This window comes from Aeromonas encheleia, assembly GCF_900637545.1.
Lineage (GTDB): Bacteria > Pseudomonadota > Gammaproteobacteria > Enterobacterales > Aeromonadaceae > Aeromonas > Aeromonas encheleia.
The window spans coordinates 2,158,532-2,182,399 of record NZ_LR134376.1 but is presented as its reverse complement, the minus strand read 5'-3'; the positions used below and the strand labels follow the sequence as shown (position 1 = coordinate 2,182,399).

The window sequence follows — 23,868 nt, the reverse complement described above, 5'->3', positions numbered from 1 at the left end:
TATTCTGTGAGCTACCCCATAAAGCAGGCGCCCTTCTGTATTCATGCTCACCTCAGAGCGTTATGGTTGCTCGGTGAAACAATCTACCGGATGTTCAATATCAGGCCAGATTTCTCGCCAGAGAGTGCGCTATCGACAGTAGAGATGCGCACAGCTTGCTATGACGATGGAACCCTATCGACCCGATATTCCGCCGAGCCCAAACCTGCTTTATCAAGGAGCATTTTATGTGTGCCGAGACGAATACGCACTCACGCAGACAATTTCCCACCGCCTTTACCATTCTGTTTCTGATCATGTTGCTGGCCATCGCCCTCACCTGGATAATTCCGGCGGGCGCCTACTCAAAACTCTCTTATAGCCCGACCAGCGCCACCTTGATGGTGAATAGCCCACAAGGCGAAATAAGCCGGGAACCCGCCACTCAGGCCGAACTGGAAAAACTCAACATCAATATCGGGGTGGAGCAATTCACCAGCGGCACCATACGCCAACCCATTGCCATTCCTGGCACCTATGAGCGGCTGGCCCAATCACCCAAGGGGCTCGCCGACGTGGCGGTCAACATGGTCAAGGGCACCATAGAAGGGGCGGACATCATCGTCTTCATCCTGGTGCTCGGCGGGCTGATCGGCGTCATCAACAAGACCGGCGCCTTCAATGCCGGGCTGGTGGCGCTGTCGCGCAAGACCCGGGGCAACGAGTTCATGTTCGTGGCCCTGGTCTGCTTCGTGATGGCGCTGGGGGGCACCACCTGCGGGCTGGAGGAAGAGGCGGTCGCCTTCTATCCCATATTGGTGCCCATCTTTCTGGCGCTGGGCTATGACTCCATCGTCTGCGTCGGCGCCATCTTCCTCGCCGCCTCCATGGGCACCACCTTCTCCACCATCAACCCCTTCTCGGTGGTGATCGCCTCCAATGCGGCCGGCATCCCCTTCACCGAAGGGCTGGGCTTTCGCGCCGTCGGCTGCCTGGTGGGCACCCTGGTGGTCATCACCTACCTCCATTGGTACTGCAAGAAGATCAAGGCGAACCCGGCCTTCTCCTATACCTATGAGGACAGAGACAGCTTCCGTGCCCGCTTCCTGAAGGGGGGCGCTCTGGAAGAGGGGGTGCCTTTCACCCTGCGCCGCAAGATCATCCTGACCCTGTTCATCCTCGCCTTCCCGCTGATGGTGTGGGGCGTCTCCATGGCCGGCTGGTGGTTCCCGCAGATGGCTGCCTCCTTCCTCACCATTGCCATCATCATTATCTTCATCTCGGGCCTGAAGGAGAAAGAGGCGGTGGAGGCCTTCACCCAGGGCGCCTCCGAGCTGGTGGCGGTGTCGCTCATCATCGGCCTGGCGCGCGGGGTCAACCTGGTGCTGGATCAGGGGATGATCTCGGACACCATACTGGCTTACGCCTCCGAGCTGGTTTCCGGCATGCACGGCGCCGTGTTCGCCGTCTCCGAGATGCTGGTGTTCACCCTGCTGGGGCTGGTGGTGCCCTCCTCCTCCGGGCTGGCGGTGCTCTCCATGCCCATCATGGCGCCGCTCGCCGATACCGTGATGATCCCGCGTTATATAGTGGTGTCCGCCTACAACTGGGGGCAATACGCCATGCTGTTCCTGGCGCCCACCGGGCTGGTGCTGGTCACCCTGCAGATGCTCGGCATCCAGTTCAACCAGTGGGTCAAGTTCGTGCTGCCCATGGTGGGTTTCGTGCTGGGCTTTGGCGCCCTGATGCTGGTGGTGCAGGTCATGATGATCTGAGCCTGCTCCCGCCCTACAGCGATGCCCCCGCCTGCGGGGGCTTTCATATTTATCGTCTTACCCATACGTTTCAAGCCGTTGCCCAGCCATGCTCCGTCCTTGTCGCCAAAGTCAGACACCTGGTCGGCGCCGGGCTTTTTGGTGAAGTCAGGGATTGTCGTGCCTGCATGGCCATCGGCTTGTGCCGCCACGGCGTTCTGCCAAGATGACCGCAAGCGTGATGAGCATCAGAGGATGCATTTCAGGAGAACTCAAAATGAACAAATCCATGCTGGCAGGTGTCGGGATCGGTATCGCCTCAGCGCTGGCATTGTCGGCGGCGGCCAGCGGATCCCTGTTTTCATCCCAGCCCCAGTTTGCCGAGGTGCTGGCCAGCAAGCCGGTGACCGAGACCATCAAGACCCCCAGACAGGAGTGTCGCAACGTCACCGTCACCCACCGCAAGCCGGTGCAGGATGAGCACAAGATCCTGGGCACTGTGGTCGGCGCGGCCCTCGGCGGCGTGCTCGGCAACCAGTTTGGGGGTGGCAGCGGCAAGAAGGTGGCCACCGCCGCCGGTGCCGTGGCCGGTGGCTATGCAGGTAACCAGGTGCAGGGCAACATGCAGGCCGGGGACATCTACACCACCCAGGAGCAACGCTGCAAGACGGTGCAGGACAGCAGCACCCGCACCCTGGGCTATGACGTCACCTATCGCCTCGCCGGTCAGGAAGGCATCATCCGCATGAACAAGGCGCCGGGCACCACCATCCCGGTCAAGGATGGCAAGCTGGTGATCGACGACGTGCAAGGCTGATAGCACCACTGCCCCCGATAGCAACAGGCCCGCCCCTCCGGCGGGCCTTTCTCATTTATGGCCGGCACTCATTGGTGGCCGACGACCCTCGCCCGCCCAGTGATCCCTCACCTCCCCCTTGTCGCCGATTGCAGACACAGCGTCGGCGAGTCGGTGGTTGCTGTCGTCAGCCGCTGTCGCAACGGACGGGCCCTTCCCTTGAGCCACGACGGCAAAGCGCCAACAATAGCTGCAATTGACCAATCGAACAGTAGAGAGAGTGAGATGAACAAATCCATGTTGGCAGGTATCGGCGTCGGCATCGCCTCCGCATTGGCGCTGTCCGCCGTCGCCAGCGGATCCATGTTTTCCGCCGAGCCCCAGTTCGCCGAGGTGCTGGCCAGCAAGCCGGTGACCGAGACCATCAAGACCCCGCGCCAGGAGTGCCATAACGTCACCGTCACCCACCAGCAACCGGTGCAGGATGAGCACAGGGTCGCCGGCAAACTGGTCGGTGCGGCGATCGGTGGCGCCATCGGCAACCAGTTCGGCGGCGGCAACGGCAAGAAGGTCGCGACCGTCGCCGGCGCCGTGGCCGGTGGTTATGCAGGGGGCCAGGCACAGGCCAACAGACAGGCCAAAGACACTTACACCACCCAGGAGCAGCGCTGCAAGACGGTGCAAGACAGCAGCACCCGCCCCCTGGGCTATGACGTCACCTACAGCCTCGCCGGCCAGCAGGGCGTGATCCGCATGGAGAAAGATCCCGGCCTTACCATTCCGGTCAAAGATGGCAAGCTGGTACTGAGCACGGCGCAGGGGTGAACCTCCGTAAGCTGCGCCCTGCCATGAGAAAGGCCCACCGTCGAGGTGGGCCTTTCTCATTAAACCGAGGCATAAACAGCCGCTATCCGCCCAGGTGCAGCGCCAGCCAGACCGCCAGCGGGATCACCAGCACCGAGAGCGCATTGCCGCCGAGCTTGTACGCCTGATCGACGATGCCCTGCATGGTGCCACCCATGGGATCGATGCTAAACGCCTTGAGGCGCACGAAGACCTGAGTTACCTCGCCGAGCTGCAGCGGAATATCTTTGGCAAACTGCTGGATCCAGGCGCTGGCCTCGGCGCCGCCAGCGAGCGACCCCATCACGCCCTTGAGCTGCACATCGAGGCGCTCGGCCTGGTCACCGGTCTTGAACATGGCGAACAGCTGCGCGGTCAGAGTCTGAATGCCGAACCAGGTACCAGCGCCACCAGGCGCCCAGTCAAGCTGCCGATGGCGCCCTGAAAGCCGTTCGACTGCTGACCACTCTGCGCAAGCTCCCGCCCCAGTCGCTCGGTATGGGTCACCGTCTGCACCAGCTCACACTGCAGGCGTTGCTGCTTCTGGGCAAGGTTGCGGGTATCGAGGCCAGCCTGGGTGAGGCCGGCATGGAGACTGCTGCCAGCAACCGTTCCTGGTCGGCCAGTGCCTTGGCATCCCCCGTCCCAGCCTGCTGTTCGCGGCGCAGTTGCTCCAGCTTGTCGCGGCTCAGCACAGTCGCCAGTTCGAGCTGGGTCAGAACGGCTTTGGACTCGTGGAATTGCTGGATCAGCGTCTGCTGCAGACTCAAATCTTCCAGGGTGCTGGCAAGGCGCTCGGTCTCGGCGGCGGTCTCGTCAGAGAGGGGCCCCAGCTCCTGCACTTGCCCCGCCAGCGCAGCCAGATCTGCGCGGTCAGTGACCTTGGCCTCCAGCTCTAGGGCGAGTTTGAGGGGGGAAGAGGTGGACATGGGGCATTCCTGAGAGATTCAGATATGCCTCATGATAAAGAGATGGCAACATAGTAGGATTTATTGTGAGTTACTGCTACTCAATATTGGCTGGATAGGTGTTATGGAAAACAATTCAATCAATGCGGTACGATTATTAACCACGCTAGCAGTTATAGCTGTGTGCACTCCATTAATTTTATATTTCTTAATTTTTGCCCACCCGACAGAACTAAATCTATCAGCAAATGACGATAACTGGGCAAACTTTGGTTCCTTCATTGGTGGTACGGTTGGCTCAATACTTTCAGGCTTGGCATTTATCGGGATATATAAAACCTATCAACTACAAAACTTACAGCTACAGCAAGCCAATAATCAAAGACGCTCAGAGGATCTGCAAAGATTAATCTCTGCTACTACTGACCGCATAGATACCTTATTAAAATCACCTGTAGACTTACATCACATTACGTTTGGTCGCAATGTAAGTGGTGAAATATACGATGTAGAAACAGCAATCGTATTCATGAGAGGTGTTACAGCATATAATTCCGATGAATTTAACATGCATATTTCATCAGTAAAGGATGCTTTAGATATTGATTTTAAAAAAATCATCATTCAGGTGAACAGCCTATCATGGCTATTAGAACACCAAGAATCAATTTTTGGTGAAGATACACTTATAAACTATTACCGTCTTCGCTATCGCTCATTACTGGTCGGGATGCTTAATGTTGGGTTCTCTTTACATCGAGTGACATTAGATGTTTTTGACCTAGAGGAAAATAAAGCGGCTGACTGATTTCGCCATGTTGAAATCTACACATCAAACCATCTCTGGCTCGCTCTTGATGAACATGCGGTCCATAAAACTCACCCCATCTTAGAAGATATCATGCTCAGAGTGATATGCCATGCGATGGATATATAACCAATAAAGAATGGCTAGTGATGATTTTCAGAGGTACATCACAGGAGGATCGTTAGCTTTTGGGTAAGTTACGTAGTTTGAATCTATGGCTTTACGTGGAGAGAAGATGGAATTACCTGGTGAGCAATTAATAACTCGAATGTGGGAAACCCTAACTGAAAAGGGGATTGGCTCACTTCTCCGACCATGGCAGATGAAACGTGAGGGAATCGCACAACTCGAACTTCGCAGAGCAGAGCACCTTGCTCTTGCACAAACGGAAAATGATGCCGAACTCATTCGTACAGGCCAGAAAAAGCTGGAAGACTTTTCTCCTGAATTGAATTTCTCAACAGCTTCACTTACCCCATCGATTACAAAAGTTCGAACTGAACCAACGATAGATCTTCCCACAGCCATCGAAGTGGCAAACCGCCAAACTATTGAAGATTCGGTAAGGCGTCAAGTCAATGTTGCTTATGCAATTTGCAAGGCAGAGGAAGCGCTAAAAGACGACCCTCAAGAACCGCCTAGCCAAAACATTGATGATGATTGGCTTTTCAGGTGGCGAGATTATGCTGGTGATGTATCCAACGATACGATGCAAACTCTTTGGGGAAGGATATTGGCAGGTGAAGTAAAGTCACCAGGTTCATTCTCTATGCGGACTTTAGACTTCCTGCGTAACCTCTCGCAAGAAGAAGCAAAAAATATCGAGCATCTAATGCAGTTCGCCATCACGGAATTTATCTGGCGGGATGACAGTCTCGAGGTTTCGTTCTCTATGTTAATGAATTTCCAAGACCTTGGTGTCATATCGGGGGTGGAGGCACTTGGACTTACCAACACATGGAAATCAGGTGATCAGTCATCTTTCGTAAAAGCGCTTACTTCGCATGGAAAAGCGATCATTATTAAGCATGATGACCCCCAAAAAAAGCTCGAACTTCCTGTGTATTTACTGACCACAACAGGTAAACAGCTGTTACGACTCGGCTCGTTCTCACCAAATATCGCGTATCTGGAGCAAGTTGGCGCAGCAATTCAGAAGGAGGGATTCTCAGTTTCCCTTGCTGACATTACTGAAAACATCGGTGGAATGATACGTGTCGCCAATGAGAGGCCCATTTAGGCTCGATCGAATTTCAGGCAAATTGAAATCGGCGGGACTCCCCGCCGTTTCTACTTCCCCATCATCACACCGTCTCCGGCCGCTCCACATAGAAGGGAGCGGTCTTGCCATCCAGGGCCAGCAGCTCCCCCTCCAGCTCGATCTCGATGGGCTTGTCGCTGAGGAAATCCACCGCCTTCTTGGGGGCCAGGCTGGCGCGCGGCACCGTCAGAACGATGGACTCCCCTCAGATCACGCTGCACCCGTCCAGGATAAGCTTGGCTTTCACCTCCGGCTGCACGTTGCCGACGATGCGGGAACCCGTCACAGCGTTATAGCTGGCGCTGACCGTCACCACCCCACCGTCTGCCACCGCTCCCGCCTTGGTGGCGCGCAACAGTCCCAGGGCGTAGTTGATCTCGAAATCGGTGCCAAGAACCAGGGCGGTGGCTCCCTCCTTCACCACCAAACCGGTGGCCGAGAGGTTATTCTTGCCCAGGCCCACCCATTTGGGATGGGCCGGCAGGGTCCGCGCCACATCGACCAGCGTTCCCTCCCCCTGATTGATGGGACTTTCCAGCCCCATAAAGTCGGCGGCCAGCAGGGTGTGATCCGCATGAAGAAAGATCCCGGCCTTACCATTCCGGTCAAGGACGGCAAGCTGGTGCTGAGCACGGCGCAGGGTTGATCCTCCGTAGCTGCGCCCAGCCATAAGAAAGGCCCACCATTAAGGTGGGCCTTTCTCATTAAACAGAGGCATACACAGCCACTTATCCGCCCAGGTGCAGCGCCAGCCAGACCGCCAGCGGGATCACCAGCACCGAGAGCGCATTGCCGCCGAGCACTATGCTGGCCACCTTGTCCGGCTGGCATTGGTACTGCTCACAGAGCATGTAATTGAGCACCGCCGGTGGCAACGCCACCGAGAGGGTCAGCAGCGGGATCCACTCCGGGCGCAGTGGCAACAACCAGACTGCGAGTGCGAGGGAGAGGCCCCCCGCCAGCAGATAGAGCAGGTTGTATTTGAGCGCGAGCCCGAGGTGGCCGAGCTCCCCTTCCATCAACCGGATGCCGAGGGCAAACAACATCAGGGGCACCGACAGCTGACCGAGCAGGGAGGCGCTGGTCACCATATAGCCGGGCAGCGGGATCTGCAGGTTTGCCACCAGCAGCCCCGCCAGCGCGGCCCACAGCATGGGGCTCCGCAACCAGAGCCAGCGGGAGTCGCTGCTTCCCTGGCCGCCACTGCTGGAGAGGATAAAGATACCCACCGAGAAGTGCAGCAGATTGGAGAGCACGAACAGTATGACGATGGCGCCGAGCTCCTGTTCGCCGAAGGCCAGCACCATCAGCGGGATGCCGAGATTGCCGGTGTTGCGAAACATGGCGGGCAGAATAAGCGCCGCCCGCGCTATCTCCTTGAATCTGAGCAGGGAGAGCAACAGGCCCGGCAGCAGGATCACCAGGGTACCCGCCGCGACGAGCGGCAGATGCTCCCCAAGGGCCAGCGGGTATTTCACCAGCGCCGAGAACACCAGCGCCGGGGTGAACAGCTCTATGTTGGCCCGGTTGATGTAACCGAGCTCGGCCCCCGACCGCAGCCGGCCGTAGAGGGCGCCTAGGCCTACTACCGCAAACACGGGAATGACGATATCGAGCAGGGTCGCGAACATGTGACGGCTTACAGCTCCCGGGCGGCGCGGCCCATCAGCACCACAGGGTCGAGGGTGACTTCCAGGGTGCCGTTGCTGACCCAGAGCTGGCCATCCGAGATGGTGCAGGTGAGGTGCATGGTGCGCTCCACCATGGCGGTCAGCGGCAGGGTCTGGCTGTCGGAGAGTTCGATCACGCTGAGGTTGTCATGCTGGCTCAGCTTGCCCTGATTCTGCTTCCACCAGACGCTGGTGCCACGGCCACCGTACAGATAGAGCACCACCTGGCGGGAGCGGTTGCACGCCTTCTTCAGTCGCTTCTCGTCGGGCTGGCCCAGCTCGATCCAGAGTTCGATTTCGTCGGAGTAGTTCTTGCACCAGAGCTCGGGCTCGTCATCGGCCGAGAGCCCCTTGGTGAACTCCAGCCGCTCGGCGGCGTGCCAGGCGAAGGCCGCCAGCCGGATCATCATGCGCTCGTCGGTCTCGGAGGGGTGACGGGCCAGGGTGAGGGAGACATCTTGATACAGATTGCGGTCCATGTCGGACAGACTGAGTTGGGCCTTGAATACGGTTGCCTTGAGAGCCATAAAAACCTTGATACCTTGAAGAGGCGAACGCGCCGGAAAACTGCGCGCCAGTGTAATCAAAATCGGCGCCGGGTTCGACCACCTTGGCAAAACAGTTCGGCCTGGAGGCAGGTGGCTGGGGGCAAAAAACAAATGCCAGTCCGAAGACTGGCATTTGGCAGTATGAACGACAGAAGTGGATCACTTCTGGGCGGACTGGACCCCGAAGGCGTTGAGCAGCACACAGCAGGTAACGGCTACGGCCACAAATCCGCTCAGGAAGATAAAGGGCATGACCCCGTACCCCAATACAGTCCAGATGGTTTGTTCAAGCAGACTCATTGTGTGTCCTTCATCCAGTGAAACCAGTGTCCCTTTCGATGGCGGGTTGTCTCCCCGCTCCTGATAAGGCTATTTGACCCCAAAGGCGGTCCGAGTCCTATGCCACCAAAGTAGTAAATAGGGCACTTGTTTGCGCCAGATCAATAATTTAGCCCCATTCTGGCCGGGCAAGGGTGCCCCCGACCCCGCGCTCGACCCCTTAATGAACACGCTTGGTCAACAATAGCGCAGGCAGGGGCCCGGCAAAAAAACGGAGGCGACCCTGGGTCGCCTCCGTTGTCATGCCGGTGAAGGGCCTCAGTAGAAGGTCAGCTGCTCCGCCGCCATCGCCTTGAGCCGGGCGCAGGGGGCAAATCTGTCACCCAGGCGCTTCTGGTAGTGCTCCAGACGCCCGACCAGCTGCGCGATGCCGAGGCTGTCCATGTAACGGAAGGGGCCGCCGAGGAAGGGCGGGAAGCCGATGCCGAAGATGGCGCCGATGTCGCCGTCCCGGGCCGAGGCCACCACGCCGCTGTCCAGCGCCATGGCCGCTTCGTTGAGCATCATCAGCACGCAGCGCTCCGCGATCTCATTCTTGGCGAGCTTAGGCATGGGCTTGACCCCCAGCACGGCGTAGACGCTCTCGTCCACCGTCTTCTTGCCCTCCTTGCCGGTGAGCCGGTTGCGCGGCGCAGCCTTGCCGTAGAGGTAGAAGCCCTTGCCGTTCTTGCGCCCCTTGCGATCGTTTTGCAGCAGTTGGTCAAACGCCTTGGGAGCCTGGAACTGCTCGCCGCCGAGCTCTTTCTCCAGGATGGGGGAGATCTTGGCCCCCACGTCGATGCCGACCTCGTCCAGCAGCTGGATGGGGCCGACCGGGAAGCCGAAGTCGAGCAGGGCGCCATCCAGCACCTCCACCGGCTCCCCTTCCAGCACCAGCCGCGCCGCCTCGTTCATGTAGGGGGCGAGGATGCGATTCACATAGAAGCCGGCCTCGTCCTTGACCACGATCGGGGTCTTGCCCTGGGCGCGGGCGAAGGCCAGGGTGGTGGCCACCGTCTCGGCGCTGGTGCCGGCGTGGGGAATGATCTCGGCGAGCGGCATCTTGTCCACCGGGCTGAAGTAGTGCAGACCTATGATGCGCTCAGGGTGCGCCGCCTCGGCCGCGATCTTGTGGATCGGCAGGGAGGAGGTGTTGGAGGCAAACACCGTCTGTTCACTGCACTCGCGCTCCACATCCGCCACCATCTGGTGCTTGAGCGCCAGATCCTCGAACACCGCCTCCACCACCAGATCGACGCGGTGGAAGCCGGAGTAGTCCAGGGTGCCGGACAGCAGGCTCATCTGCTTCTCCAGCTCGCTGCGCAGGATCTGGCGACGCTTGAGCTTCTTGGCCAGCAGCTCGTAGCTGTAGCGCATGGCGTTGCCGATCCCGGCACTGGCCACGTCCTTGATCCGCACCGGCACCCCGGCCTTGGTGGCGGTGACGAAGGCGATGCCGCCCCCCATCAGGCCACTGCCCAGCACGGCGGCATGGCCGACCTTGCGCGGCGCGGCCCCCTGATAGGTGACCTCTTTCTTCATCTCCGTGGTGGCGAAGAACAGCGAGCGCAGGGAGGCGGACTCCGGGGTCATCACCAGCTCGCCGAAGTGACGGGACTCGGCGGCCAGGCCGGCCTGCATCCCCTCCTCCACGCCGATGCGCACCACTTCCAGGATCCGCTCCGGCGCCGGGTAGTTGCCGCGGGTCTTGGCTTTCACACCTTTACGGGCCTGATCGAACAGCACCTTGCGGCCCAGTCCGTTGGTCTCCAGCAGCTTGCCCTGCAGATCGCGCTTCAGTGCGTGGCGCGGCTTGCCCTTCTTGGCCAGTTTGATGGCCGCCTCCAGCAGGATGGAGGCCGGCACCATCTCATCCACCAGCCCCAGTTTCTTGGCCTGTTTGGCGCGCACCTGCTTGCCGGTCAGCATCAGATCCAGCGCCTTGGCCACCCCGATGAGGCGCGGCAGGCGCTGGGTACCGCCGGAGCCCGGCAGCAGGCCGAGTTGCACCTCCGGCAGGCCCAGCACGGTTTTAGCGTGATCGGTCACCACCCGGCCATGACAGGCGAGCGCCAGCTCCAGCCCGCCGCCGAGGCAGGGGCCGTGGATGGCGGCGATCACCGGGATGCTCAGCGCCTCGATCTCGGCGAACACCAGCTGCCCCTCCCGGGAGAGGGTCTGGGCATCCTGGGCGCTGGCACAGGCCGCCAGCATGCCGATGTCGGCCCCGGCGATGAAGGAGTCCTTCTTGCCGGAGACGATCACCAGCCCGATCAGATCCTTGTTGCTCTTCACCTGGGCCAGCACGGCGCGGATCTCGTCGGCGAAGGCAGCCTTCAGGGTGTTCATGCTCTCACCGGGCACATCCATGGTGAGGATGCCGATGCCGTCTTTACGAATATCCAATGCAAAGGTATTAGTGCTCATCATTCCACCTCCAACACCATGGCCACACCCAACCCACCCGCCGCACAGGCGGTGTTGAGCCCCAGTCCCCCGCCCCGACGGCGCAGCTCGTGCAGCGTCTGGGTGATCATCCGCGCACCGGTCGCGGCGAAGGGGTGGCCGTAGGCCAGGGAGCCGCCGAGCACGTTGAACTTGTCCATGTCCACCTCGCCGATGGCCTGATCACGGCCCAATTTGTCCCGGGCGAATTCGTGGCTGGCGAACATCTTGAGGTTGGCCAGGGTCTGGGCGGCGAAGGCCTCGTGCATGTCGATCAGGGTCAGATCGGCGAGGGTGATGCCGGCGCGGTCCAGCGCCAGCGGCGTGGCGTAGGAGGGACCCATCAGCATGTCCTGCCAGACGTCGATGGCGGAGAAGGCGAAGCTGCGAATATAGCCGAGCGGCTCGAGACCCAGCTCCTTCGCCCGCCCTTCCCGCATCAGCAGCACGGCGGCGGCGCCGTCGGTGAGCGGGGTGGCGTTGGCGGCGGTGACAGTGCCATGCAGCCGGTCAAATACGGGTTTCAACTTGGCGTAGCTCGCCAAGTCAGAGCTCTCGCGGATGTTGTTGTCCCGCTCCAGCGGGGACTTGTAAGGGGGCACATGGGCGGTGAACACCTCGCCGCTGAGCTTGCCCTGGGCCCAGGCCTCGGCGGCCAGGCTGTGGGAGCGGTGCGCCAGCGCATCCTGCGCCTCGCGGCTGATCTGGTGACTCTTGGCCATCTGTTCGGCGGTCTGCCCCATGGAGAGACCGGTGGAGTACTCGGCGACCGCCGGCGGCACCGGCAGCAAGTCTTTCAGCCGCAGCCGGCGCAGGATGTTGAAACGCTGCTGCAGGTTGCGGGCCTTGTTGAGATCCACCAGGGCGCGGGCCAGCGACTTGCTGACGCCGATGGGCAGCACTGAGGAGGAGTCGGCGCCGCCGGCGATGGCGATATCGACCGTGCCAGCCATGATGGACTCGGTGACGTTGGCCACCGCCTGGAAGCTGGTGGCACAGGCGCGGGAGACGCTGTAGGCATCGGTGCTGACACTCATGCCAGTGCCGAGCACTATCTCGCGGGCGATGTTGGGCGCCTCCGGCATCTGCACCACCTGGCCGAACACCAGCTGATCGATGAGCTTGGGATCGAGATCGGTACGGGCGAGCAGTTCACTCACCACCAGCTTGCCGAGATCCACCGCGGGCACGCCGTGAAAGGCGGTGGCCTGCTTGGCAAAGGGGGTGCGCAGACCCGCCACGACGGCAATCCGTTCGCCCTGGCGAGTCGTCAGTTTCAATGGCTGTTTCATCCTGGCTCCTTGGTTAAAAGGTAGAGGTCTGACCTCATTGCGCCACATCTTAACAATCCACTCACAACTTTCATACGGCTGATTGAAACTAAATTGTCGCCATCTGTGCCCCCTCCCTCGCCCTCTTGCGACATCTGGAGTATAAAAAGAGCAACTCCTATTAAAACAACGGGTTCATCCCATGGCAGCGACCGAGTTCAGACAACTTAGCGACTATCTTGGCAGCCAGATCCTGGGCCAGGGTCCGCTCATCGACGGGCTGCTGATCGCCCTGCTATGTGAAGGACATGTGTTGATCGAAGGCGCCCCCGGTCTCGCCAAGACCCGGGCCGTCAAGGCGCTGGCCGGGGCTGTTGAGGGGCGCTTCGCCCGCATCCAGTTCACTCCGGATCTGCTGCCCGCCGATCTCACCGGCAGCGAGGTGTTCCACCCCCAGGATGCGAGCTTCGTGTTCCAGCCTGGGCCCCTGTTCAACCACCTGGTGCTGGCGGACGAGATCAACCGGGCCCCCGCCAAGGTGCAATCCGCCCTGCTCGAGGCCATGGCCGAGCACCAGATCACCGTCGGCAAGAAGAGCTGGCGCCTGCCGCCGCTGTTTATGGTGGCCGCGACCCAGAATCCGATCGAGCAGGAGGGCACCTACCCGCTGCCGGAGGCCCAGCTCGACCGCTTCCTGCTGAAACTGGTGGTGGACTACCCCAGCCCCGCCATGGAGCTCGCCATCTTGCAGCTCAACGCCCATGGCGACGCGCTGCCACCGCCCCCCGTGACCCTGAGCCAGGCCAGCCTGCTGGCCGCCCGCGCCGCGGTGCAGGAGGTGCAGATGCAGACCCGACTCGAGCACTATCTGGTGCAGCTCGTCTGCGCCACCCGGCCGGGCAGCGGCCTCTGTCCCGAGCTGGAACCCCTCATCGCCGTGGGCGCGAGCCCCAGGGCCAGCATCGGCCTCGCCAGGGCGGCCCGCGCCCGCGCCTGGCTGGCGGGGCGCGACTTCGTGCTGCCGGAAGACATCCAGCAACTGGCCCCCGCCGTGCTGCGCCATCGCCTCATCCCGAGTTATCAGGCACTGGCCGACAATCTCGACAGCGAGGCGCTGATCACCCGCCTGCTGGACTGGGTGCCCTCGCCTTGAGCCGGCGCCAGCCTGCCTCATCGCCCCAACAACGGCCCTCTGCTCAGGTGACGACCGTTCCACTCGAGCGCGAGGCGCCGACCACCCGCCTGCGGGGCTGGGTCTGATGTCCCTGGATCCCCGCAGCCATCCCCACATAGCCCTGCCGCTGAGCCAGCTGCTGGCCATCCGGCTGTGGGCACGTCAGGGCCCCAAGGCCCGCGTCCATCAGGCCAAACAGGGCCGGCTCGGGCGCGTGCCGGGCTTGAGTTTTCGCGAGCTGCGCGCCTATCAGGCGGGGGATGAGGTGCGCCACATCGACTGGCGGGTCACCGCCCGGCTCGGGCGCCCCTACACCCGACTCTATAGCGAGGAGCAGGATCAGGCCCACTGGCTGCTGCTCGATCTCTCCCCCGCCATGTACTTCGGCTCAGGACCTCAGCTCAAGGCCCGCCTCGGCTGCGAGCTGGCGGCCGCCCTGCTGTGGCAGGGGGAGAAACAGGCCAACACCCTGATCTGCCACGGGGTGGAGACCCGGTTAGAGTCCCAGCGCGGCACCCTGATCCCGCTACTCGAGACCCTCTGCCATCACTACCAGCAGGGGCTGGATCGCACGCCCGTCCCCCGCAGCCTGGCCCAGACCCTGGCGGGGCTCAAGCTGCCCCACGGCGCCAAATTGACCCTCATCACCGATCACCGCCCCTGCGACGAGGCCCTCGCCAAGCAACTGCAGTTGCTCGGCCGGCGCCACGACATTCACTACTGGCAGATCCGGGATCCGCTGGAGGCGGCGCTGCCCGAACAGGGGCAGCTGGCGGTGCGGGCCGGCAGGCGCAGCGGCTGGCTCGACGCCGGGCAGCCGGGGTTTGCCCGCCACTATGCCCTGGCGGCCGACTACCAGGCCCAGCAGAGCCAGCGGCAGCTGTTGCCGCTGGTGCAGCGTCTCTACCGGCTCGACAACGGCCAGTCCTTGCAGCGCCAGTGGCAGGAGGGCGGATGCCGTCTGCTCTGAGCGCCGCCCTGGCCGGCTCCCCCCTCGCGGCGCAGCTGCGCGACATTCACCCGGGCCCCGCCCTCGGCAGCGCCGTCGATCCCCGCCTGCTGGGCTGGGGCTGGCTGCTGATCATCCTGCTGTGCGCCCTGCTGATCACCACCCTGGCACTGGCACTCTGGCGCCAGCGCCGCTGGGCACGGCAAATCGAGTGGCAAGAGGCCGAGCTGGTGCCCCGGCTGCAGGCTGTGCTGCGCCAGGCCGCCCTGGCGCACTGGCCCGAGGCCCGCCACCTGCAGGGGGAGGCCTGGCTCGCTTGGCTCGATGCCAGGGGAGGCAGCCGCTTCGCCGAATTTGCCCCACTCTGGCCCCACTGGCTCTACGGCCGGGGAGAGCCCGATGCCACACAGCAGGCGGCGCTGCGGTGCAGCTACCTGCGGTGGGGACGCCGCTGCGTCAGCCCGCCCCGGCTGCTGACTAGGGCGACGGGTTGGCGACGGCGCCATGACGGAGGGGCGACATGATCCTCGCCTGGCCCTGGTTTGCACTCGCGCTGGTGCTGCCGCTGCTGGTGCGCTTCGGCTTGCCACCCCTGCGCCGCTCGACCCTGGCCCACGACGGCTTCCCCCTCCTGCGGCCCCATGCCGGCCAGCCGCTCTGGCGCATGACGCTGTGCTGGTGCGCCCTGGTGCTCGCCCTGTGCCGCCCGCAATGGCAGGAGGCGCCCCTCATTCACTATCAGGCCAGCCGGGATCTCATCCTGGCGGTGGATCTCTCCGACAGCATGCGCACCCAGGACATGCTGGATGAGGGGGAGCAGCGCGACCGGCTCAGCGCCGTGCGCCAGCAGCTCAGGCAGCTGATCCGGGCCCGCCCCGGCGATCGCATCGCCCTGGTGGTGTTCGCCGATCACGCCTATCTGCTCTCCCCCCTGACCCAGGAGACCCAGGCCCTGTTGACCCTGACCAAGGAGCTGGACTTCGATCTGGTGGGGCGCACCACGGCACTGGGAGAGGCCATACAGCTGGCTCGCCAGCACGCCGATCCCGCTCGCCCCAGCGCCCTGCTGCTGGTCACCGATGGCCGCAACACGGCGGGCAATGCGGATCCGCTCACCGAGGCCACCCGCGCGGCGGCCGCCGGCATGACCCTCTACACCCTGGGGGTCGGCGCCGATCCCGGCACCTTTGCCGATGCCCAGCCCCAGAGCGGGTTCGATCCCAGTGCCGAGCTGGATGAGCCCCTGCTGCTACAGTTGGCCAAGCTGGGCCACGGCCGCTATTTCCGGGCCCGCAGCCAGGCCGATCTCGCGGCCATCAACCAGACGCTCGATCGGCTGGAGCCCAGCGCCCGCCCGCAGACCCTCTATCGCCCCAGCCGGGAGCTCTATCCCTGGCCCCTGGCACTGGCCTGGCTGTTGCTGATCTGGCCGACTCGCCTGCGCGGGCGCCGGCTGCCCTGGCGGCGCACGCAGGCGGAGCCGCCTCATGGATAAGCAGTTGCGCCAGGAGCCACTATGGAGCTGATCCTGCTGCGCCCGCTCTGGCTGCTGGCCCTGCTGCCCTGGCTGTGGCAGGGGTGGCGCCGTCGTCGCCAGCGGCCCCTGCTCACCCCCGCCATGGGGGCCTATCTGCTGCCGGGCCAGGGCCGCACCAGACCCTGGCTCTGGCTCGCCTGCCTGCCGGTGATCCTGGCCCTGTCCGGCCCGGCCCTGCGCCAGCAGAGCCAGCCCATCAGCAGCCCGGCGCTCGATATCTGGTTGCTGGATCTCTCCGACTCCATGCTGGCCGGGGATCTGCCGCCGGATCGGGCGACCCGGGTGCGGCTGCTGCTGCAGGACATGCTGGCCGAGGACGGGCCCCACCCCATCGCCCTCATCCTGTTTGCCGGCGATGCCTACCTCGCCATGCCCGCGACCCGGGATCATCAGGCCATCTCGCTGCTGCTGCCGGACTTGCGCCCGGCCATCATGCCGCTCCCCGGCAGCGCCCCCGAGCGCGCCGTGGCGCTGGCGCTCAGCCAGATCCCCGCCGGTCAGCAGGCACGACTGCTGCTCATCACCGATGGGCTCTCCCCCGTCCAGATCGCGCGCATTGCCGCCCAGTGGCCCTGTCAGAATGCGTTGCTCTGCCCGCAATCGGCGACGCCCCGTCTCGACATCCTGCTGGCCAATGGGGGCAAGGCCGCCAAGCTGCCCCCTTCCAGTGCGGGGCTTGGCCGTGAATTGCCGCCCCCCGACGGGGCGGCCATGCAACGACTTGCGGCCCAGTCAGGGGGAGAGCTGCAGTGGTTGCAGGCCGGGGTGCCGCGCTTCGCGCCGCTGCCCATGAGCCAGACCCTGACCGCCAACCAGTCGCGGGATCTCGGCCCCTGGCTGCTGATCCCCCTGTTGCCGCTGGCACTGCTGGCCCGCATCGGGGCGCTCTGGTTGCTCCTGCTCGGCGTGGGTGTCGGCCTGTTCAACCCGCCCCTGCAGGCGAGCCCCGCCTCCCCGCCGATCCCAGGCCTGTCGGGGCAGGATCGGCAAGCCTGGCAGGCCTTCCAGCAGGGGCGCTACCTGGCGGCGGCCCGCGACTTCCAGGATCCCGTCTGGCAGGGGAATGCCTGGTATCGCGCCGGTGACTACGCCCGGGCCGTCGCCGCCTATGGCCGCGCCACCAGCGCGACCGCCCATTACAACCGGGGCAATGCACTGGTGCAGCTCGGCGATCTCAAGGGCGCCGAGCAGGCCTATCTGACCACCCTGGCGCTCGAGCCCGGCCATGAGGATGCGCTCTACAACCTGGCCCTGCTGCGTGCCCAGCCGCCGCAGGCCGCCCCCGCGGCGCAGCAGCCCCAACCCGCCGATGCCCCCGAGCAGTCCGCCGCGCCGGATCGCCCGCGCCCACCTGCCCCGCCGGTGCTGCTGCTGGAGCAGCGACTGCGCAAGGAGGCCCAGCGCCGCGCTCAAGCCACGCAATCGATCAAGCCGGAGGAGCCCTGGTGAGGGCGCTGCCGTTGAGGTGCCCCGCCCTGCAGAATGATCGCCGGGGGGGCGGTTCTTTATTAAGAGGTGCGTCTCCCTGGCAGCGCTGGCTGCTTATCCTCTCTCTATTGACGACGCTTTTATTGACGGGCCAGGTGCTGGCCGCCCCGCCACGGGCCGAGCTGCTGGCAGGCGCGAGCGAGGGTGACTGGCTGCTCATCATCGAGGCCGATGGGGAACGCCGCAGCGACGAGCTCAGCCTCACCCCCTTGCTGCGCCAGTTTGCGGTGGGCCGGGTAACAATGAGTCGCATCACGACCGAGGTGCACAGCCTCACCCGCTGGCAGATCCCGCTGCATCGGGTGGCCAACGACGCCGACCAGGTTCCCGCCCTCACGCTGGGCACAGAGCAGACTCCAGCGATCCCCCTGCCCCGGCGCAGCGAGTCAGAGGCTGCGCCCGCGGCGGCTCTCTCGCCCATCGAATTGCAGGCCAGCGTGCTGCATCAGGGACCGCTCTATCCGGGGCAACCCTTCCTCTATCAACTGAGCCTCTGGCTGCCCGCCAACCTGGAGGCCCCCAACCTCAGCGAGCCGGCCGGCAACGGCTTCACCATCCGCCGCCTCGGCGACGACAGGTGGGAGTCCCCCGCCAGCCCCGGCATGCCGGGACGACTGACCCGCAGATGGCTGCTGCAGGCCAAGGAGCCCGGGCTCCATCCGCTGGAATCCCCCCGTTTTCAGGGAAGACTGCCCCAGGAGGACGGTCAGAGCGAGGCGCTCTCCGCCAGGGCGGCCACCCAATTTATCAAGGTGGACAAGGCCCCGCTGGAGCCGGTGGCGAGCGCGCTGACCCTGCGCCAGCAGCTCAGCCCGGCGACGGGCGCCAAGGCCGGGGAACCGGTGATCCGCACCCTGACCCTGGTGATGGAGGGTGGCGATGGCAACCGTCTGTCCCTGCCGCCACTCGGCTTGCCAGCCGGCCTGCAACTGCGGCCAGATGGAGAGCAACAGCGCGAGCAGTTCACCGCCAAGGGGGCGCTGCGCTTCGAGCGCCAGTGGCGCCAGGCATTGACGGCAGACGAGGCGGGTTACTACAGCTTGCCCCCGGTGGATCTGCCCTGGTTCAATACCCAAAGCGGTCGCGTCGAGCATGCCCGCCTGCCGGCCCAGACGGTGCGGTTCGAGGCCGGCCTCTCGTCGCCCGCAGACAGCCGGGCCCCCGGCGGCGAGAGCCTCTGTTGGGTGCTGGGGGCCTTGCTGCTGCGCGCCCTGTGGCGAAGCGGGCCACGCTGGCTGGCCTTCTATCGCCTGCAACGGGCCCTGGCGGTCAGGGAGCCGGACTCGGCCAGAGGAGCCCTGCTGGTCTGGGCCGATCGGCGCTGGGGCGCCTCTCATCGACAGCTCACCAGCCTGCCCTGCCATTGCGATCCCGCCATAGGTGCCGCCCTGGACAGCCTGGATCGGGCCTGCTTCGCCCCCCCCTCAACCGTGGCCGAGCCCGTTCGCTGGCAGGCCCTCGCCGAAGGGTTGTGCGCCTTCGAAACTTTTGCGATAGCCTATAGCCTCAGGAAACTGGCGCGGGTGAGTCGCTGATCCCGCCGCAAGCCACCGCAGATAAAAAGGAAGCCCCGCAATGGCGTTAGGTTTTTTCAGAAAAAAAAGCTCAGGGACGGGAAAGGATCCCGCGACCGATCCGGTCTATGGGGGTATGGCAGACAAACAAACCAAATATGAAGCCCTGGTGCATGCCCTGCATGGGGACATCTATCGCTACGCCTACTGGCTGTGTCGGGACCCGCAGGTCGCCGAGGATCTGGTGCAGGAGACCTTCCTGCGCGCCTGGAAGGCGATCGACAGCCTGCAGGACGACAAGGCCGCCAAGGCCTGGCTCATCACCATAGTGCGGCGGGAAAACGCCAGGCGCTTCGAGCGCAAGCAGTTCGATCTCATCGATCTCGACGAGCATCCCCAGAGCGATCCGGATGCCCTGCACAGCGAGCAGGAGATGGAGCACGAGTGGCTCAGGCGTCACATCGCCCGCCTGCCCGCCGAGTACCAGGAGCCGCTGCTGTTGCAGGTACTGGGGGGATTTAGTGGCGAGGAGATCGCAAGCCAGCTGGGCCTGAACAAGAACACCGTCATGACTAGGCTGTTTCGGGCGCGCAACCAGATAAAAGAGGCCATGGAGTCAGCAGCACAACAGAGAGGACACACTAATGGATGAGCTTGAGTTTCGCCGCAGGGCCATCGCCCATCCAATGGATCAGGATCCTGCGTTCCTCGACGCGGCGCAGACCTCCCCTGCCAATCGCAAGCACCTGGACGAGATGAAACAGCTGGATCGTCAGCTGCAGCGGACCCTGGAGGTCGAGGTGCCGGCCGGGCTGGCCGAGCGCATCTTGCTCAGGCAGGCGATGGAGGCCGACGATGACGATGTCGTCATCCCCCTGCCGCCCCCGCCTGCACGCACCGGCTGGCGTCCCCTCGCCATCGCGGCCTCGGTCGCCTTCCTGCTCGGCATCAGCACCCGCTGGATCAGCTGGCCGCCGACGGCGCCCGTCGAACTCTCCCTGGCGCAGGTCGCCATGGCCCACGTCTACGGGGAGGAGCCCTTCATCAAGGGGGTGGATGAGAGGGTCAGCCTGCAGACCATCAATGCCAAGATGGAGAAATACGGCGCCACCCTGATGGGCATGCAGGACATGAAGGTGACCTATGTCAATCACTGCTCCTTCTATCAGGGGCCGGCCCTGCACATGGTGATCCAGGGCAAGATGGGACCCGTCACCCTGTTCCTGGTCCCCAAGCATGTGCCGCTCAGCCTCCAGCCCAGCTTTGAAGATGGCCAGCTCAAGGGCGAGATAGTGCCGCTCAAGGGCGCCAACATGGTGTTGATCGGTGATATGCAGGAGTCACTCGAACCGGTTGCCGCGCAATTCGAGTCACGGCTGCACTGGTCCATTTAACAGAACTTAACCCGAGCTGACCGGCGCCCCGCCGCCTCGGCATCACAGGCAGACACGCCAGTTGTCTGCCTGTTCATTCCTAACTACGCGATTTTTCCCGCTCATTGCCCTCCTGATCCCACAACAGCACCCAATTTATTTTTATGACACAAACGGAACTTGTTGTTTTTTATTTATCCAATAATGGATAAATTTGGTTATTAAAACGCCAAGTTAAAACAAATGATTAACATAATGGAAACTTTTATGTATTCTGCTGTCACTGGTCTGATTTCTTACCTCCTACCAGATCCATAGAATCACGCCAGAAGTGAATGGGAAGAAGCTTACATAACAACAGATCTTGTCGTGTATAGCGGCCAAAGAGCCCTGATATCGACAGAAAATCTGCTTACAAGAGAGAACACTATGACAACTGCCTTTTTCAAGAAAAGCCTGATCGCCGCGGCCGTGACCCTGGCCAGCACCCAGACCTTTGCCGCCGCGTTCCAGTTGAACGAGCACTCCGCCTCCGGTCTGGGGCGCGCCTATGCAGGGGAAGCAGCAATCGCAGACAACGCCTCTGTCTTGTCCCGCAACCCGGCTGCCATGACCACCTTCGACAAGATGGCACTGTCTGTTTCCGGTACCTACATCAAGCCTGATGTGGAAGTGGAAGGTAAAATTGCAGGTGCGATTCCAGCTAGCGAAAGCGACATAGCGCCGGATGCCTTCGTGCCGGCCACCTACTTTATCCAACCGATCAATGATCAGTGGGCCTGGGGTCTCGGCCTGTTCTCCAACTACGGTCTGGCGACCGAGTACTCCAAGAACAACCTAGCAGGCCCCATTGCCGGTGATACCGAGCTGTTGACCTTCAACATCAACCCCAACGTCGCCTATCGCATCAACTCCAACTTCAGCATCGGTGCCGGGCTCAATGCCGTCTATGCCCAGGCCGAGTTGAACCGCTACGCTGGCGTACTCGCATCATTGCCACCTCTTAACAACGTACCCGGCATTGGCCGAGATACAAACGTAAGCCATATGAAGGGGGATACTTGGGGCTTTGGCTGGAACGTCGGTACCCTGTACGAGATCAACGAGAACAACCGCCTCGCCCTGACCTACCGCTCCCAGGTTGATCTGAGCTTCGACGGAGATTTCAAGGGCCTGGCCTCTGGCTTCCAGACCGTCGATGGCAACCTGAAGCTGGATCTGCCGGCCCAGGCCGAGTTTGCCGGTTACCACCGTCTGAACCAGCAGTTTGCGGTGCACTACTCCGTCAACTGGACCGACTGGAGCGCCTTCCAGGAGCTGAAAGCTACTAGTAATTCCTGTAATGATGGCACTGCGGGCCAATGCCTGAACAAACCAGAAAAGTTCAAAGACTCCATGCGCTATGCCCTGGGTGGCACCTGGTACATCAACCCGGCCTGGGAAGCCCGTATCGGCTTCGCCTACGACAACAGCCCGGTCGAGCCGGAGTATCGCAGCCTGAGCATCCCGGACTCCGACCGTGTCTGGTACAGCGCCGGTGCCACCTATCATATCGATCAGGACATGAGCATCGACTTCGGCATGGCCTACCTGGATGGCAAGGAAGTGGATGTGAATGAGAAATTGTCAGAAAGTAACGAATTACTACGCTGGAAGGGGACTTCCCACGGCAACGCCTTCCTGGCCTCAGCCCAGTTCAACATGAAGTTCTGATCCAGGGATCAGCAAAAAGAGCGCCTCAGGGCGCTCTTTTTTTATACCGGATCCGGTTTTCAGCGCACAGCTGTAGCAAACAGCTGTACGCTTTTCGTTTTTTATCAGCCTGTTAGCCCCACACTCCCCAGCATTTAATCCCGTTTTATCGCCAGCGCCCTCGCCTCCATTGCCTTACTGGTCATACCATATAAAATCCCGCCCCCAACCAAATAACAGAATGAACCACAAGTTCATCCCAAGGAAGACGCTATGCATCCCTCCATCAAGCCCTCTCTCATCGCCCTGCTGGTGCTGTCGAGCCAGGCCCAGGCGGCCGGTTTCCAGTTGGCGGAGCAATCGGCCACCGGCATGGGGCGCGCCTTCGCCGGTGAAGCCGCCATCGCCGACAACGCCAGCGTGCTCTCCCGCAACGCGGCGGCCATGACCCGCTTCGAGCGCACCGCCTTCTCCGGCGGCTTCATCTATATTCGCCCCGACGTCAACATCGAGGGCACAACCCGGGTGCCGACCGCCATGGGCCCCCTGACTCTGGACGCAAGCGCCCACGACATCGCCGCCTCCGCCTGGGTGCCCAATGCCTATCTCATAGTGCCGCTCAACGAGCGCTGGCGGCTGGGACTGGCGGCGACCTCCTACTATGGCCTCGGCGTCGAGATGCCCGCCAACTACAACGCCGGCCACTTCGGCAACGTGTCCGACATCAAGACCATGGATCTCGGTGCCTCGCTGGCCTATCGCATCAACCGGCTCTGGTCCGTGGGGGGCGGGTTGTCCGCCATTCAGGGCGAGGGGGAAGTGGGCGGCACCTTCCCCTCCAACAACAAGATAGCCAAGCACCTCAAGGGGGATGGCTGGGCGCTCGGCTGGAATCTGGGCACCCTGCTGGAGCTGTCACAGGCGACCCGCATCGGCCTCTCCTATCGCCACGATGTGACCCTGACCCTGTCCGGCGACGCCATCGGCACCGATCTGCAGGGACGCACCTTCACCGACACCGGCAGCCTGGATCTGCCGCTGCCCGCCACCGCCGAGCTGGCGCTGTTCCACCAGCTGACCCCGGCGCTGGCGCTGCATTCGAGCATCAACTGGACCAACTGGAGCAAGTTCGTCCAGCTGGAGTCCGAGCTCGATCACTATGGCACCATGCACATCAAGGATGAGCACTGGGAAGACAGCTGGCGCTACGCCGTCGGCCTGACCTACCAGCTGGCGCCCCAGTGGCAGCTGCGTTCGGGCCTTGCCTATGATCGCAGCCCGGTACCCGCCGATCGCCGCACCATCTCCATCCCCGACTCGGACCGGATCTGGTACAGCGCCGGGCTGGGCTATCAGCTGGATCGCAACCTCTCGCTGGACCTTGGCCTGACCCTGCTCGACGGCAAGAAGGTCGATGTGACCGAAACCATGCAGCTCAAGCCCGGCGTGCCGCAGACCAGCTCGAGCTTCCAGGGCACCTCGGAGGGGGACGCCTGGCTGGCCGGCCTGCAGCTGAACTACCTCTTCTAACCGCCCCGAT

Annotated in this window: 24 protein-coding genes and 1 pseudogene; 16 read left to right on the top strand and 9 right to left on the bottom strand. The window is 62.7% G+C overall.

The features are described 5' to 3' along the window. Nucleotides 1-227: 227 nt before the first annotated feature. The 3 genes from EL255_RS10160 (at nt 228) to EL255_RS10150 (ending at nt 3,354) form a co-directional block, all read left to right on the top strand. A complete protein-coding gene (locus EL255_RS10160) occupies nt 228-1,754 on the top strand; it encodes a YfcC family protein (RefSeq protein WP_042654827.1) in 1,527 nt (508 codons plus the stop codon). A gap of 256 nt (nt 1,755-2,010) precedes the next feature. Continuing rightward, nucleotides 2,011-2,550, top strand: a complete 540-nt coding sequence (locus tag EL255_RS10155) for a glycine zipper 2TM domain-containing protein (protein WP_042654828.1) — start codon at nt 2,011-2,013, stop codon at nt 2,548-2,550. Between the two features lie 264 nt (nt 2,551-2,814). After that, nucleotides 2,815-3,354, top strand: coding sequence for a glycine zipper 2TM domain-containing protein (locus tag EL255_RS10150; RefSeq protein ID WP_042654829.1), 540 nt, complete (start codon nt 2,815-2,817; stop codon nt 3,352-3,354). Nucleotides 3,355-3,436: 82 nt separating this feature from the next. Here the strand turns inward: EL255_RS10150 and EL255_RS21575 are convergent, their stop codons facing one another. Continuing rightward, nucleotides 3,437-3,730, bottom strand: a complete 294-nt coding sequence (locus tag EL255_RS21575; protein WP_042654830.1) for a hypothetical protein — start codon at nt 3,728-3,730, stop codon at nt 3,437-3,439. A 145-nt stretch (nt 3,731-3,875) separates the two neighbouring features. Then, a complete protein-coding gene (locus EL255_RS21570; protein ID WP_042654831.1) occupies nt 3,876-4,301 on the bottom strand; it encodes a hypothetical protein in 426 nt (141 codons plus the stop codon). 103 nt (nt 4,302-4,404) lie between these two features. Between EL255_RS21570 and EL255_RS10140 the strand changes: the two genes are divergently transcribed. Both EL255_RS10140 and EL255_RS10135 read left to right on the top strand, forming a co-directional pair. Next, nucleotides 4,405-5,088, top strand: a complete 684-nt coding sequence (locus EL255_RS10140; protein ID WP_126623319.1) for a hypothetical protein — start codon at nt 4,405-4,407, stop codon at nt 5,086-5,088. Nucleotides 5,089-5,323: 235 nt separating this feature from the next. Then, nucleotides 5,324-6,328 carry a DUF2806 domain-containing protein gene (locus tag EL255_RS10135; RefSeq protein WP_042654832.1) on the top strand — a complete coding sequence of 335 codons (1,005 nt, stop codon included), beginning with the start codon at nt 5,324-5,326 and terminating at the stop codon, nt 6,326-6,328. A 64-nt stretch (nt 6,329-6,392) separates the two neighbouring features. Here the strand turns inward: EL255_RS10135 and EL255_RS21565 are convergent, their stop codons facing one another. After that, nucleotides 6,393-6,533, bottom strand: a complete 141-nt coding sequence (locus EL255_RS21565; RefSeq protein WP_232018936.1) for a hypothetical protein — start codon at nt 6,531-6,533, stop codon at nt 6,393-6,395. A 21-nt stretch (nt 6,534-6,554) separates the two neighbouring features. Beyond that, on the bottom strand, nt 6,555-6,893 hold the full coding sequence (locus EL255_RS21560; RefSeq protein WP_456297959.1) for a phage tail tube protein: 339 nt from the start codon (nt 6,891-6,893) through the stop codon (nt 6,555-6,557). A gap of 9 nt (nt 6,894-6,902) precedes the next feature. Here EL255_RS21560 and EL255_RS21830 point away from each other — a divergent pair. Beyond that, nucleotides 6,903-6,995: pseudogene (locus EL255_RS21830) on the top strand (glycine zipper 2TM domain-containing protein); the annotation flags it as partial. Between the two features lie 82 nt (nt 6,996-7,077). Here the strand turns inward: EL255_RS21830 and EL255_RS10125 are convergent. From EL255_RS10125 to fadI, 5 genes are all read right to left on the bottom strand, one after another. Next, nucleotides 7,078-7,980, bottom strand: coding sequence for an AEC family transporter (locus tag EL255_RS10125; RefSeq protein WP_042654833.1), 903 nt, complete (start codon nt 7,978-7,980; stop codon nt 7,078-7,080). A gap of 8 nt (nt 7,981-7,988) precedes the next feature. Then, entirely contained in the window at nt 7,989-8,546 is a 558-nt protein-coding gene (locus tag EL255_RS10120; RefSeq protein ID WP_042654834.1) for a YaeQ family protein, read from the bottom strand. Between the two features lie 180 nt (nt 8,547-8,726). Further along, entirely contained in the window at nt 8,727-8,867 is a 141-nt protein-coding gene (locus tag EL255_RS10115; RefSeq protein WP_084228413.1) for a TIGR02808 family protein, read from the bottom strand. 297 nt (nt 8,868-9,164) lie between these two features. After that, nucleotides 9,165-11,312: a fatty acid oxidation complex subunit alpha FadJ gene (fadJ, locus tag EL255_RS10110; protein WP_042654864.1), complete on the bottom strand. Its 2,148-nt coding sequence runs from the start codon at nt 11,310-11,312 to the stop codon at nt 9,165-9,167. After that, on the bottom strand, nt 11,312-12,622 hold the full coding sequence (fadI, locus tag EL255_RS10105) for an acetyl-CoA C-acyltransferase FadI (RefSeq protein ID WP_042654835.1): 1,311 nt from the start codon (nt 12,620-12,622) through the stop codon (nt 11,312-11,314). The genes fadJ and fadI overlap by 1 nt, the downstream gene beginning before the upstream one ends. 181 nt (nt 12,623-12,803) lie before the next feature. Here fadI and EL255_RS10100 point away from each other — a divergent pair, with 181 nt between their 5' ends. From EL255_RS10100 to EL255_RS10055, 10 genes are all read left to right on the top strand, one after another. Next, nucleotides 12,804-13,754, top strand: coding sequence for an AAA family ATPase (locus EL255_RS10100; RefSeq protein WP_042654836.1), 951 nt, complete (start codon nt 12,804-12,806; stop codon nt 13,752-13,754). A gap of 106 nt (nt 13,755-13,860) precedes the next feature. Continuing rightward, nucleotides 13,861-14,745 (top strand): DUF58 domain-containing protein, encoded by an 885-nt coding sequence (locus EL255_RS10095; RefSeq protein WP_042654837.1) that lies wholly within the window; start codon nt 13,861-13,863, stop codon nt 14,743-14,745. Beyond that, complete coding sequence (locus tag EL255_RS10090) at nt 14,730-15,248, top strand: DUF4381 family protein (protein ID WP_042654838.1); 519 nt, start codon at nt 14,730-14,732, stop codon at nt 15,246-15,248. The genes EL255_RS10095 and EL255_RS10090 overlap by 16 nt, the downstream gene beginning before the upstream one ends. Next, entirely contained in the window at nt 15,245-16,219 is a 975-nt protein-coding gene (locus EL255_RS10085; protein WP_042654839.1) for a VWA domain-containing protein, read from the top strand. Before EL255_RS10090 ends, EL255_RS10085 begins: the two co-directional genes overlap by 4 nt. Before the next feature lie 21 nt (nt 16,220-16,240). Next, nucleotides 16,241-17,710 (top strand): VWA domain-containing protein, encoded by a 1,470-nt coding sequence (locus EL255_RS10080; protein ID WP_042654840.1) that lies wholly within the window; start codon nt 16,241-16,243, stop codon nt 17,708-17,710. Nucleotides 17,711-17,844: 134 nt separating this feature from the next. Next, complete coding sequence (locus tag EL255_RS10075) at nt 17,845-19,284, top strand: BatD family protein (protein ID WP_408608800.1); 1,440 nt, start codon at nt 17,845-17,847, stop codon at nt 19,282-19,284. Between the two features lie 40 nt (nt 19,285-19,324). Beyond that, nucleotides 19,325-19,915 (top strand): sigma-70 family RNA polymerase sigma factor, encoded by a 591-nt coding sequence (locus tag EL255_RS10070; RefSeq protein WP_084228414.1) that lies wholly within the window; start codon nt 19,325-19,327, stop codon nt 19,913-19,915. Beyond that, on the top strand, nt 19,908-20,657 hold the full coding sequence (locus EL255_RS10065) for a DUF3379 domain-containing protein (protein ID WP_042654842.1): 750 nt from the start codon (nt 19,908-19,910) through the stop codon (nt 20,655-20,657). The genes EL255_RS10070 and EL255_RS10065 overlap by 8 nt, the downstream gene beginning before the upstream one ends. Before the next feature lie 408 nt (nt 20,658-21,065). Then, the gene (locus EL255_RS10060; RefSeq protein WP_042654843.1) at nt 21,066-22,349 is read left to right on the top strand and encodes an outer membrane protein transport protein; all 1,284 of its coding nucleotides are present in this window, start codon (nt 21,066-21,068) and stop codon (nt 22,347-22,349) included. A 252-nt stretch (nt 22,350-22,601) separates the two neighbouring features. After that, on the top strand, nt 22,602-23,858 hold the full coding sequence (locus EL255_RS10055) for an outer membrane protein transport protein (protein ID WP_042654844.1): 1,257 nt from the start codon (nt 22,602-22,604) through the stop codon (nt 23,856-23,858). Nucleotides 23,859-23,868 lie beyond the last annotated feature (10 nt).